This is a genomic window from Streptomyces sp. P9-2B-2 (assembly GCF_030406865.1).
Lineage (GTDB): Bacteria > Actinomycetota > Actinomycetes > Streptomycetales > Streptomycetaceae > Streptomyces > Streptomyces platensis.
Window position 1 is genome coordinate 8,397,366 of sequence record NZ_CP129126.1, and the last position, 12,504, is coordinate 8,409,869.

At 72.4% G+C, this 12,504-nt stretch carries 11 protein-coding genes; 4 read left to right on the plus strand and 7 right to left on the minus strand.

Translation table 11 applies throughout. The features are described from left to right. Positions 1-12: 12 nt before the first annotated feature. From QT196_RS36950 to QT196_RS36980, 7 genes are all read right to left on the minus strand, one after another. Entirely contained in the window at positions 13-1,446 is a 1,434-nt protein-coding gene (locus QT196_RS36950; protein WP_266736827.1) for an aminobutyraldehyde dehydrogenase, read from the minus strand. Continuing rightward, complete coding sequence (locus tag QT196_RS36955; protein ID WP_290356489.1) at positions 1,439-2,752, minus strand: NAD(P)/FAD-dependent oxidoreductase; 1,314 nt, start codon at positions 2,750-2,752, stop codon at positions 1,439-1,441. Before QT196_RS36955 ends, QT196_RS36950 begins: the two co-directional genes overlap by 8 nt. 81 nt (positions 2,753-2,833) lie before the next feature. Further along, positions 2,834-3,943, minus strand: a complete 1,110-nt coding sequence (locus QT196_RS36960; protein WP_266736831.1) for an ABC transporter ATP-binding protein — start codon at positions 3,941-3,943, stop codon at positions 2,834-2,836. Between the two features lie 5 nt (positions 3,944-3,948). Further along, a complete protein-coding gene (locus QT196_RS36965; protein ID WP_168483041.1) occupies positions 3,949-4,785 on the minus strand; it encodes an ABC transporter permease in 837 nt (278 codons plus the stop codon). Next, positions 4,782-5,684, minus strand: coding sequence for an ABC transporter permease (locus tag QT196_RS36970; RefSeq protein ID WP_168483042.1), 903 nt, complete (start codon positions 5,682-5,684; stop codon positions 4,782-4,784). The genes QT196_RS36965 and QT196_RS36970 overlap by 4 nt, the downstream gene beginning before the upstream one ends. 1 nt (position 5,685) lies before the next feature. After that, complete coding sequence (locus QT196_RS36975) at positions 5,686-6,819, minus strand: spermidine/putrescine ABC transporter substrate-binding protein (RefSeq protein WP_290356490.1); 1,134 nt, start codon at positions 6,817-6,819, stop codon at positions 5,686-5,688. 148 nt (positions 6,820-6,967) lie between these two features. Beyond that, positions 6,968-8,161 (minus strand): aromatic ring-hydroxylating dioxygenase subunit alpha, encoded by a 1,194-nt coding sequence (locus QT196_RS36980; protein WP_290356491.1) that lies wholly within the window; start codon positions 8,159-8,161, stop codon positions 6,968-6,970. Positions 8,162-8,512: 351 nt separating this feature from the next. On the opposite strand from QT196_RS36980, the gene QT196_RS36985 reads away from it, so the two are divergent. Genes QT196_RS36985 through QT196_RS37000 form a run of 4 tightly spaced genes read left to right on the plus strand, consistent with a single transcriptional unit; the run spans position 8,513 to position 12,492 of the window. Next, positions 8,513-8,923: a hypothetical protein gene (locus tag QT196_RS36985; RefSeq protein WP_266736836.1), complete on the plus strand. Its 411-nt coding sequence runs from the start codon at positions 8,513-8,515 to the stop codon at positions 8,921-8,923. After that, positions 8,920-10,197: an NADH-ubiquinone oxidoreductase-F iron-sulfur binding region domain-containing protein gene (locus QT196_RS36990; RefSeq protein WP_290356492.1), complete on the plus strand. Its 1,278-nt coding sequence runs from the start codon at positions 8,920-8,922 to the stop codon at positions 10,195-10,197. The genes QT196_RS36985 and QT196_RS36990 overlap by 4 nt, the downstream gene beginning before the upstream one ends. A 13-nt stretch (positions 10,198-10,210) precedes the next feature. After that, entirely contained in the window at positions 10,211-10,402 is a 192-nt protein-coding gene (locus QT196_RS36995) for a ferredoxin (RefSeq protein ID WP_168483046.1), read from the plus strand. A 2-nt stretch (positions 10,403-10,404) separates the two neighbouring features. Continuing rightward, positions 10,405-12,492 (plus strand): acetate--CoA ligase family protein, encoded by a 2,088-nt coding sequence (locus tag QT196_RS37000; protein ID WP_290356493.1) that lies wholly within the window; start codon positions 10,405-10,407, stop codon positions 12,490-12,492. Positions 12,493-12,504: the final 12 nt, after the last annotated feature.

The following is a 12,504-nucleotide window of genomic DNA, read 5'->3' on the forward strand; positions in this document are numbered from 1 at the left end:
GAGCCGCCGCCCTCACAGCATGACGTGCTTGACCTGCGTGTAGTCCAGCAGGCCCGCGAGGGACAGATCGCTGCCGTAGCCGGAGTGCTTGACTCCGCCGTGCGGCATCTCCGACACCGTGGTGCCGTGGGTGTTCACCCAGACGATCCCGGTGTGCAGGGCGCGGGTGGCCCGCATGGCCCGCGCGTGGTCGTGGGTCCACACGCTCGCGGCCAGCCCGAACCGGACCCCGTTCGCCAGCCGGAGGGCCTCGTCCTCGTCGGTGAAGGGCTGCACCGTGACGACCGGGCCGAAGATCTCCTCCTGCACGATCTCGTCGTCCTGGCGCACCCCGGCCACGACCGTGGGGGAGTGGAACCACCCCGGCCGCGCCGGTCCCGTCCCTCCCGTCACCACCTCGGCATGGTCCGGCAGACGGCTCAACAGGGCTTGTACGGAGCCCAGTTGGGCCGCGCTGTTGAGCGGACCGTAGTCGGCGGCCGGATCGTCGGGCGGTCCGGTCCGCAGCGCCTGCGCCGCCGCGGCGAACGCGGCCACGAAGGCGTCGTAGCGCCGTCGGTGCACCAGAAAACGGGTGGGCGCGGTGCAGTCCTGGCCGGCGTTGTAGTACGCCACGGCCGCCAGCTCGGCCGCGGTGGCCTCGGCGTCCACGTCCTCATGGACGAGGACCGGCGCATTCCCGCCCAGTTCCAGGTGCACCCGTTTCAGATCCGCCGCGGCGGTGGCGGCGATCTCCTGCCCGGCCCGGACGCTGCCGGTGACGGCGACGAGCCGGGGCACCGGATGCGCCGTCAGGGACCGCCCGGTGTCGCGGTCCCCGCACACCACATTGAGCACCCCGGGCGGCAGCTGCTCGGCGGCGATCCGGGCGAGCAGCGCGGTGGAGGTGGGGGTGGTGTCGGCGGGCTTGAGGACGGTGGTGTTGCCGGCCGCGAGCGCCGGGGCGACCTTCCACGCGGCCATCATCAACGGGTAGTTCCAGGGCGTGATCTGGGCGCAGACCCCGATGGGTTCGCGGCGCAGTACCGAGGTGCGGCCCTCGGTGTACTCGGCGGCGGCCGCCCCCGGCAGATTGCGCGCCGCCCCCGCGAAATAGCGGAAGGTGTCGACGACCGCGGGCAGTTCCTCGGTCCGGAACTGCTCCGGCGGCTTGCCGGTGTCCCCGACCTCGGCCGCCACCAGGGCGTCGGCGTGCTCCTCGACCGCGTCGGCGATCCGCAGCAGCGCCTGCTGCCGCTCGGCGGGGGTGGTCAGCGACCAGCGGGCCAGGGCGGTCTGCGCGGCGGTGCAGGCCGCGTCCGTGTCCGACGGGCCGGAGCGCGGGGCGCTGCGGTGCACCTCGCCGGTGGCGGGGTCGACCAGGTCCATCGTCGCGCCGGAGGCCGCCGGGCGGTCGGTTCCGGCGAGGTGGTTGAGTACCGTGCCGGGGTGCGCGTGTTCAGCCATGTCGGAGCACCTCCCGCGCCGCGTCCCGGCCGGTGCGCACCGCGCCTTCCATGTAGCCGGCGACCCACTGGTCGGATCCGCAGACGTAGAAGGGCGGTTCGTGCGAGCCGTGCAGCGGACCGACCGCCATCACATCGCCGGGGTTCCACTGGGTGACGTACCCCTGGGTCCAGGGATCGGTGCCCCACCACCGCAGATACGACGTGAACGGCTGGAACGCCTCGGCGCCGTAGAGACGCGCCACGTCCGAGAGCAGTTCGTGGTCCCGGACCGGGGCGGGCATGCCCAGCAGGACGCCGTAGCGCTCGGGCGGGATCAGCGCGGAGAGGATGCCCTCGCTCTGCGGCCAGGTGCTGCCGAGCACGCCTTCGCACTCGGAGAGACCGTTGAGGTCCAGGCTGCGCCAGAACGGCTTGTCGTAGGCCACGGCGAACTTGGCCGCGACGGCCTGCCGTTGGCGGTGCAGCGAGGCGAGCCGGGCCTCGGAGACGCCGGTCAGGGTGACCGAGCGGAGCGGACCGACCGGCAGGGCGCTGACCACGGCGTCCGCGGTCAGACTCTCCCCGCCGGCCAGCCGCAGCCGGCAGCCTCCCGGCCGCACCACCACCTCCTCGACGGCCGCTTCGAGCCGGATGCGGCGGCCGAGTTCGGCGGCCATGCGCAGCGCCACCGTCGCCGAGCCCTCGGCCACCCGCAGCCCCTCCCAGTCCTCGTAGGCGTACGGGTCGTCACCGGGGACCGCGGCGTGTTTGCGCAGTGCGGCGAGCAGCGAGGTGCGCTCGTAGGAGCCGCTGGCCAGGGCGAGTTGGCCGATCTCCCAGAGCCGTACGACGGCCGGGCTCGCGCCTTCGCCGCGCAGCCAGGCACCGACCGACAGGCGGTCGAGGGTCGCGGCGTGCGGATGGGACCACGGGTCGTCGGGGTCCACGGTCCGTGCCAGCGCGACGAAGGCGTCGGTGACCTTCCGGTGGCAGGCCTCGTCACCGGGGCCGAACCAGTGCGGCGGGTCACCGGCCGAGACCCCTTCGGCGGTGGCCCGGGCCATCCGGCCGGGCTCGGCGACATAGCTGGGAATGAGGGTCAGACCGAGTTCGGCGGCCAGTTCGAGGTAGGCGGTGTGGGCCCGGCCGACCACCTCGCCGCCGAGCTGGACCAGCCGGCCGTCGGGCAGCACGGCCTGCTCGACGCGCCCGCCGACCCGGTCGCGGGCCTCAAGGACGAGGACGTCGGCGCCGGCCGCGCTCAGGTCCCGCGCCGCGGCGAGCCCGGCGAGCCCGGCACCGAGCACGATGACATCGTGGTTCATGGAGCTTCCTTTGCTGTCGGCGGGCGGCTGGGGTGGGGCACCAGCCGCCCGGTCGGAGATCGGTGCCGAAGCGGACACGCCCTAGTCCAGGACCAGGCAGTGCTCCGGCCGCCAGCCGATCTCCACGCTCTCGCCGCCGCACCAGCGGTCCTCCATGCGTGAGCGGTCGGTGTTCTGCTCCAGTACGGATACCGTGACGCCGGGGGCGAGTTCGATCAGATAGGTGGTGGTGGGGCCGGAGTAGACGGTCTCCCGCACCACGCCCTGCACCAGCGCCATGCCCGGTTCGAAGTCGGAGAGCCAGATCTTCTCGGGCCGGATCGACAGGCTGACGCTGCTGCCGTCGGCGACGCCGTGGCGGTCGCCGACCGGCAGTGCCGGGCCGCAGTCGAGGACGACCCGCCCGTCGCGGTAGGTGCCGGGGACCAGGTTGGAGGTCCCCATGAAGGACGCCACGAAGCGGCTCGCGGGGCGTTCGTAGACATCCTCCGGCGTCCCGCACTGCTCCACGTGGCCCTCGTTCATCACCGCCACCCGGTCCGACATGGTCAGCGCCTCGTCCTGGTCATGGGTGACGAAGACGAAGGTGATGCCGACCTCGCGCTGGATCTGCTTGAGTTCGACCTGCATCCGCCGCCGGAGCTTGAGGTCGAGCGCGGCCAGCGGCTCGTCCAGCAGCAGCACCTGGGGCCGGTTGGCCAGGGCCCGGGCCAGTGCCACGCGCTGCCGCTGGCCGCCGGAGAGCGTGCCGGGCTTGCGGTCGCCGAGACCGCCGAGCTGCACCCGGTCGAGCATGGCGCCGACCCGCTCGCGGATCTCGGCCCGGCCGACGCCCTTGCGCTTGAGACCGAAGGCCACGTTGTCGGCCACCGAGAGATGGTCGAAGAGGGCGTAACTCTGGAAGACCGTGTTGACGTTGCGCTTGTCCGGCGGGAGCGCGGTCACGTCCTCCCCGCTGAGCAGGATGGTGCCCGCGGTGGGGTCGGTGAAGCCGCCGATCATCCGCAGTGAGGTGGTCTTGCCGCAGCCGGACGGGCCCAGCAGGGAGAAGAACTCGCCGGGCGCGATGTCCAGGGAGAGGTCCTGCACCGCGTAGGAACCGCCGTAGTTCTTGCTGATGTTGTCGAGCCGGACGGCGGGCGGTTCGCCGGCCGGGGCCGCACCGGGGGAGGGGGCGTCGGAGGAGGTCATGGGTGTCACTTCCCGGAGAGCAGATCGAGGCCACCGCGGCGGCCGAACAGACGCGGGATGGCCAGAGCGAGCCCGATGAGGCCGATGGAACCGACGAGCATCAGCGTGCCGACCGCGTTGATGGTGGGCTGGACGCCGAACCGGATCGCCGAGTAGATGCGGACGGACAGCGGCTGCGGGTCCACGCCGGTGGTGAAGTAGGCCAGCACGAAGTCGTCGAAGACCAGGGCGAAGATGAGCACCGCCGACGCCAGGATGCTGGGCAGCAGCGCGGGCAGGGTGACCAGCCGCAGGGCCTGCCAGCGGGTCGCGCCCAGGTCCATCGCGGCCTCCTCGACCTCCGGGTTGAGGGCGGCGATCCGCGAGCGCAGGATCACCGTCACATAGGAGATGGAGAAGGTGATCTCGGCGAGCATCACGGTGCCGGAGGAGAGCGTGATGTCCATGCCCTTGAAGAGCAGCATCGCGGCGACCCCGGTGACGATCTCCGGGGTGATCAGCGGGACCAGCATGATCAGACCGGCCAGCGAGCCGAGCCGGGTACGGCAGCGCACCAGCCCCAACGCCAGTGCCACGCCCAGGATCACGGACCCCGCCATCGCCACCAGCGAGACCCGCAGGCTCATGCCGAGCGACTCGATCAGCACGTGGTCGTGGAAGAAGGCGGTGTACCAGCGGAGGCTGAAGCCCTTGAAGACGGTGAGGGACTTCTGGCCGTTGAAGGAGAAGAGGACGACGACCGCGATGGGGAGGTAGAGGAGGAGGAAGAAGAGGGTGGTGACGGTGAGGGCGAGCCGGGGCCTGCGGTCGGTGCCGCGGCGGTGCGGGGTGCGGAGCGTCATCGGGCGGCCTCCGCCTCGTCCTTGCGGGTGCGCCGCAGGTAGCCGAGCATCCCGATGAAGAGCACCGCCATCATCAGCATGGTGAGGGCGGAGCCGAGCGGCCAGTTCTGGCCCTGGAAGAACTTGTCCTGGATCAGGTTGCCGATCATGATCTGGTCCGGTCCGCCCATCAGCTGGGCGCTGACGAAGTCGCCCATGGCGGGCAGGAAGACCAGGACGGCGCCCGCGGCGGCACCCTGCCGGGTCGCCGGGAGGGTGACGAAGAAGAAGGTCCGCAAGGGCCCTCCGTACAGGTCGCGGCCCGCCTCGATCAGCGAGAGATCCATCCGCTCCAGCGCCGCGTACAGCGGGATGATCATGAAGACGATGAAGCCGTAGACGAGCCCGGCGATCACACCGACCCCGCTCTGGAGGATCTTGGTGTGTGCGTCGGCGAGGCCGACCGCGCGCAGCACCTTCAGCACCGGGCCGCCGTCGGACAGCACCACCGACCAGCCGTACATCCGCACCAGGTAGTTGGCGAAGAACGGGACGACGATCGCGGCGATCAGCAGGTTCTTGAACCGCCCGCCGTGCAGGGCGATGGTGTAGGCGACCGGATAGGCCACGATCAGGCAGACGACGCAGGCGATCAGCGCGAAGCCCAGCGAGCGCAGCAGCACGATGCGGTAGGCCGGGTCGGCCATCGCCGCGATGTTGTCGAAGTTGAACCCGAACCGCGGATTGCCGAGGGGGTCGGTGGTGCCCAGGGCCAGGGTGGCCACGAGGATCAGGGAGGCGATCAGGAACCCGGTCATCCACAGGGTGCCGGGGAGCATGAGCCAGGTCCACAGCCGGGTGCCGGACGCGGAGTTCCCACGCCGGTCCCGGAGTGCCCCGGAGGGGGTGCGTTGTGCCATGTCAGCCGGCTTTCACGTGGGTCCAGGCGGTATCGCGGGCCTGTTCGCCCTTCGAGGACGCATTGCGGAAGAAGAGGTCGGCCTTGAGCTCGTCGGGGGAGACCAGGCACTGCGGGAACGGCTTCACGATCGAGGCGTAGACGTCCTCGCTGCCGCCGACCGGCATGGGATAGCCGATGTACTCGATGTTCTTGCGGACGTTCCCGGGTCTGAGCATGTAGTCGATGAAGAGCATCGCCGTACCGGGATGGCGGGCGTTGACGGGGATCGCGTAGCAGTCCGAGTTGATCGGCGCGCCCTCCCGGGCGACCTCGAAGCCGAGTACGGAAGGGTCCTTGGCCTGTCCGAGCATGGCGGCCATGTCACCGCTCCAGGCCTGGGTCATCACCGCGTTGCCGTTGAGCAGGTTGTTGTAGCTGTCGCTGGAGAAGCCGCGCAGCCGGGGCCGGAGGCTCTTCAGCGTGGCGGTGATCCGGGCGAGATCGTCCGCGTCGGAGGTGTCGATGTCCAGGCCGAGTTTGAGCGCGGCCATCCCGAGCACCTCGTCGCGGTCGTCGAGCACGAAGACCTGACCTTTGGCCCGCGCGTTCCACAGATCGCCCCAGGAGCCGGCCAGGTCGTCGCCGATCCGGTCCTTCCGCCAGCCGATGCCCGTCTTGTACATGGTGAACGGGACGGTGTGCGCGGAGCGGCGGTCGTACCAGGGGTCGGCGAAGTAGTGGTAGCGGCCGAACACCGCGTCGGCGTGCGACAGCCGGGAGTGGTCGATACGGTGCAGCCGCCCGCCGTCGGCCAGCCGCTGGGCCCATTTCGCGGTGGGGAAGATGATGTCGTAGCGGTTCCCGGCGTTGAGCTTGGCGGCCATGCCCTCCATCGAGTCGAAGTTCGACTGGATGACCTTGACGCCGTATTCCTTCTCGAATCCGTCGAAGACGGCCGGGGCGACGAAGTCCGCCCAGTTGAAATACACCAGGTCGCCGTCCACCTTGACGTCGATCGGCCGGTCCGGGTCGCCGAAGGAGTTGCGGCCCTCCGGCAGAAAGCCGCAGCCGGCCAGGCCGAGACCGAAGGCCGCGGCGACGCCCGAGCGCAGAAGGGCGCGCCGGGACGGAGACGGGGGTTCCTCGGGGGACATAAGGTCCTCTCCGTAGGGGATGAGCGCTGCTTCAGGGAGCGGTCACGGATGCACGGAAGCCCTGTCCTCCGTGCGGGACCTTGTCAGCCGTGGCGCGGGGCGTCGCGCGCCGAGGGGGACGGCTCATGGCGCTGTCTCACCGGTGCTGTCAGCTCATCGCGCCACCGAGGTCGTCGCGTACCCGGTCGGCGAACCAGCCGACCGCGGCCTCCCGGCGGGACAGCGGGCCCGGCTCGAAGCCCGGTGTGCCGAGGCCCTTCTGTACCCGGGCCACCAATTCGGCGTCCTCGTCATTGGTGATCCAGCCGATGTGGATGTTGAGCCGGCGGGCGAGCCGGGTCCGTGCACTCGTCCCGCGGCGCGTGTAGAAAGCGCCGGGCACGGCCACCCGGTCGACGGCCGTCGGTATGGCGGTCCAGGCAAGCACATGGTCGGGGTAGAAGTCGATGAGTGTGTTGGGGTAGATCACCGCGTACCGCCAGATCCGCCGGTCGGCCTCGGTCAGCCCCGGCATGGGGGAGGCGAGGCGCTGGTAGAGCCGCTCGGCCCAGTTCGAGGACGGTTTGTCGCGCAGCGGCGAGGCGAAGAGGACGTAGGACTTGTCGATCTCGCTGGTGTAGCCCTGGTAGTCGAGCAGCCGCATCAGCCCGGGGTGGGCGACCGGGACGTGATAGCCCTCCAGGTAGTTGTCGACGGCGACCTTCCAGTTGGCTTCCTGTACTTCCGCACCGGCCAGATCGTGGATACGGCTGCGTCCGACGGGCACCAGATCGGTCCCCGCGTAGTGGCCGACGGCCTCCGCCAGCCCGGCGCACTGTTCCGACAGCGGAACGGCATCGGGATCGAGGTTGGCGAAGACGAAGCCGAGGAACGACTCGACCCGGACCGGGAAGAGGCCGAGCGCGGGCTTGTCCAGGCAGGGGATCTGCCGTGCTTCGGGCGCCCCGACCAGCCGTCCGTCGAGCTTGTACGTCCAGCCGTGATACGGGCAGCGGATGGCCTTGCCGGACGCCTCGGGCGCGTCGACCAGGCGGGTGCCGCGGTGCCGGCACACATTGAGGTGCCCGGCCAGCGTGCCGTCCCCGGTGCGGACGACCAGGACCTCGCGGTCGGCGACGGTGGCGGCGAGCCGGGCGCCGGGGCCGGGGAGATCGGACTCATGGCACACGAGCTGCCAGGACTTCGCGAAGATGTGCCGCGTCTCGGCGGTGGCCGTGGCCGGGTCGGTGTAGTAGCGGGCGGGCAGCGCCTGCCCGGGGACTTCCTGTTCCGTCTGTTCCGTCGGTGCCGTGCTGGCGGGGACGTCCTGTTGCGTCGGTGCCGTGGTGGCTTCGGGGTGCATCGGGTCACTCCTCCATGTCGCACGGGTGCTGGGGGCGGAGGCGGCTGGGCGTGGGGGGAGCGCCGCTGGGCCGGCGCACCGGATCCCGTGCTGACTAATTGGTCAGTCAGATTGCTGGCGGGTTTCAACGAAGTCAAGACTTGTGTCCTGACTAATTGATTAGTTAGCTTAGTGGCATCGCTGCTCCGGCGCTCCGCCGTACGGATCCCGGAAGCGAGCGGGCGCCCCGCGCCCCGATCCGTCGGCCGAACCCCCGCAACGGCACCTCACCCCGGCACCGAGCCACGGCACCGCACCCAGCTGCCTGACCCGAGTCGTGCCGGCACCCCACCCCTCTCCCCGGAGGCACGCATGAGCGGTCGTCGGAACCTGATCTGGCTCGGGCTCACCCCCGAACCCGAACGGGAACTGCCCGCCACCGTCGCGGCCCTGCGTACCGCCGCGCCACGGATGACGGACGCCCCGGCGGAAGCCACCGAAGCCGAACGGCGCCGCGTCGAGCGGCTGATCCTGCACGGCACCCAGCACGGCTGGCTCCGCTACCTCGCCGAGGTGACCGGCCTGGTGACCGCGGTCGCCCGCCGTACCCGCCCCGGCGACGACCGCGCCGCCCTCCGCGCGGCAGAGGTCGTGCTCGACCACCACCGCATGCTGATCGGCCTCCCCGGACCGGGCTACGACCGGACGGCCGCGGACCGCAGCGCCCTGGAAAGCGCCGTGCGCACCCTGCGCACCACCCCACCGGACGGAGACCGAGGATGACCGGGATCGACTCCCTGATAGCGCCGGGCACCCCCTCTGTGCTCGGCGCGGCACCGGACGTGACCGAGGACGCCGGGGCGTATGCGGCCGCCGGCGGCTACCGCACGGCGATCGGCCCGGCCGAGCTCCTCGACCGGATCGACGGCGCGCTGCGCGGACGGGGCGGCGCCGGCTACCCCACCGCCGCCAAGCTCCGCGCCGTCCGCGACGCCGGGCCCCGCCCCGTCGTCGTGGCGAACGGTGAGGAGGGCGAGCCCGGCTCCGTCAAGGACCGCTGGCTGCTGCGGGCCCGCCCGCATCTGGTCCTGGACGGGCTGGCACGGGCCGCGGAGATCACCGGCGCGGAACGCGGCTATGTCTATGTCTCCGACACCGCGGCGGGCGAACGGATCCGCCGGGCGCTTGCCGAACGGGCCCCGCGGCTGCCGTGCGATGTCGTCGATGCCCCGCACACCTATGTCGCGGGGGAGGAGACCGCCGTGGTCCGCCGGATCAACGGCGGCCCCGCCCTCCCCACCGCCAAACCGCCCCGCCCCTACCAACAGGGCGTCGGCGGCGCACCGACCCTCGTCGCCAACGTCGAGACCCTGGCCCGTATCGCGCTCATCGCCGCATACCCGGACCACCGGCGGCGCACCGCCCGCGCCACCCTGGTCACGCTCGCGGGCGGTGGCGCCGAACCCCTGCTCGCCGAGGTGCCCTACGGCTGCACCCTGCGGACCCTGGCTCGCGCCCAGGGAACCCCCGAACCGGCCGGCGCCCTCATGGGCGGCCTCTTCGGCGGGCTGATCGGGCCCGACCGGCTCGACCTCGCGCTGGACCCCGACACCCTCGCGGCCGCGGGGACGGCCCTCGGCTGTGGGGCGATCCGCTTCCTTACCCCCGACGAGTGCCCGGTCTCCCTGGCCTCCGCCGCCGTCGCCCATCTCGCCGCCGAGAGCGCACGGCAGTGCGGCATCTGCGTCGCGGGCACCGGCTCGGTCCGCGACGCGGTCGCCGCGCTGACGAACGGCACCGCCGACGCGGGCCTCCTCGCCCGGCTGGAGCGCTGGTCCACCTCCCTGCCCGGCCGCGGCGCCTGCGGACTGCTCGACGCCGCGGCGGGCACCGCCGGCAGCCTGCTGCGCGCCTTCCCCGACCTGGTCCGCGCCCACCTCGACGCCCCCTGCCCGGCCTGTGCCGCGCCCGCCGACACCGGCCGGCTCACCGTGCCCGTCCCGCATGTCGCCCGTCGGACCGTGCCCCGCCCGCGCTCCGCCCCCGCTCCCCGCTGAAAGGACGACCGCCGTGAAACTCCGTCTCGACGCCACCCGCTGCCAGGGCTACGGCCTGTGCCAGGAACCCGCACCGGACCTCATCGACCTCGACGAATTCGGCTACGCCGCCGTCACCGCCGAACCCGCGCCGGGCGCCTCCGAGGACGCCGCCCGGGCCGCCGCCGAGGCCTGCCCCAACTCCGCGCTCCGGTTGGAGAGGTGACCATGGGACGTGATCTGTCGGCCCTGTTCGACCCGAAGTCGGTCGCGGTGGTGGGAGCCAGTGACGATCCGGCGAAGTACGGCCACGCGGTCGCCGCCCAGGCCCTGCGGGCACCCGGCCGCCGCCCCGTCCACCTCGTGAACCGCCGCGGCGGCACGGTCCTCGGGCGCACCACCGCCACCTCGCTCGCCGCGATCGGCGAACCGGTCGAACTCGTGGTGATCTCCGTACCGGGCCCCGGCTTCGAGGCCGCCGTCGACGACGCGCTGGCCTGCGGCGCCCGCGCCATCGTCGGCATCACCGCCGGATTCGCCGAGACCGGCCCCGCCGGACTGGCCCGCCAACAGGCCATCGCCGACCGGGTACGCGCCGCCGGCGCCGTCCTCGTCGGCCCCAACTGCCTCGGCATCGCCGACAACACCACCGAGCTCTATCTCGCCTCGGACCGCTTCGCGCCCGGCGGTATCGCCCTGCTGAGCCAGAGCGGGAACCTCGCACTGGAACTCCAACTCCGCTGCGCGCCCCACGGGTTGGGCTTCTCCCGCTTCGTCTCGCTGGGCAACCAGGCCGATGTCACCCTCGTCGACCTCATCGAGGACGCCGCCCGGCACGACGAAACCCGGGCCATCGCCGTCTACGCGGAGGACTTCGGCGACGGCCGGGCCTTCGCCGAGGCGGCCGCCGCAGCGGGCAAACCGGTGGTCCTGCTCACCGCCGGACGGGGCACCGCCTCCGCACGCAGCGCGCAGTCCCACACCGGCGCCCTGACCACCTCCGCCGATGTCGTGGCCGCCGCCTGCCGGGACGCGGGCGTCGAACTGGTCGCCACACCCCATGAGATGACCCTCGTGCTCGCCGCGCTGAACGGGGGGCGGCGCGCCACCGGACACCGCACCGCGGTCTGTACGGACGGCGGTGGCCACGGCGCCATCGCCGCCGACGCCGCCGAGACCGCCGGGCTGGCCGTGCCCGAACTCGGGCCCGCCGCCCAGCAACAGCTCAGGACACTGCTGTGGGAACAGTCCGCGGTGGGCAACCCCGTCGACCTCGCAGGGATGGGCGAGCAGAACCCGCACTCCTACGGCGACACCGTCGGTGCCCTGCTCGCCCTGGACGAGGTCGACTCCGTCCTGTTGACCGGGTACTTCGGCGGCTATTCGGCGGCGACCGGCGGCCTGGGCGGACCGGCGGCCGAGAGCGGTACCGCGGGCGGCGGGAGCGCGCTCGCGGCGGGCGAGCTGGAGACCGCACACCAGATGGCGGTCCATGCGGCGAGGACCGCCAAACCCCTGGTGGTGCAGTCGATGTTCCCGGACGCCCCCAGCTGCCGGACGCTGGTCGAGGCGGGCATACCGGTGTTCGCCGGAACCGAGGACGCGGCCCGAGCGCTGGCGGCCATGACCGTGACCGAGGTGGCCGGCCCGCCCGGCGTCCGCCCGCTGCCACCGGCCGCTGACCCGCTGCGCGACCCCGGCTACCACGGCGTACGTACGCTGCTGAGCGCCGCCGGAGTCCCGTTCCCCGAGGCCCGTGAGATCGCCGACGAGGCCCAACTGCTCGCCGCCGCCGAGGCGTTCGAGGGTCCCTACGTCCTCAAGGCCCTCCACCTCCTGCACAAGTCCGACGCCGGCGGGGTCGCCCTCGGGCTGCCGGACCGGGCCGCGCTCGTCACCGCCTTCCGGGAGATGCACGCCCGGCTCGGCGCCGCCTCCTACTCGGTCGAGGCGATGGCCGACCTGACCGATGGCGTCGAGCTGATCATGGGGGTGAACCGTGATCCCCGGTTCGGGCCGGTCGCCATGGTCGGCCTGGGCGGCGTGCTCACCGAGGCCCTGCACGATGTCGCCTTCGCCCTGGCCCCCGTCCCGGCGGCCCGCGCCGAACAGCTGCTGACCGGGCTGCGGACCGCCGCGCTCCTCAAGGGGGTCCGCGGCCGGCCCCCGGTCGACCTGGCAGCCGCCGCAGCCGTCATCGAGCGCCTCACCACCCTCGCCGCCGCCCACCCCGAGATCACCGAGATCGAGGTCAACCCCCTGCTCGTCCGCCCGGACGGCGCCCTCGCCCTCGATGCCCGCGCCGTACTGGCCTGACGCCCCTCCCCG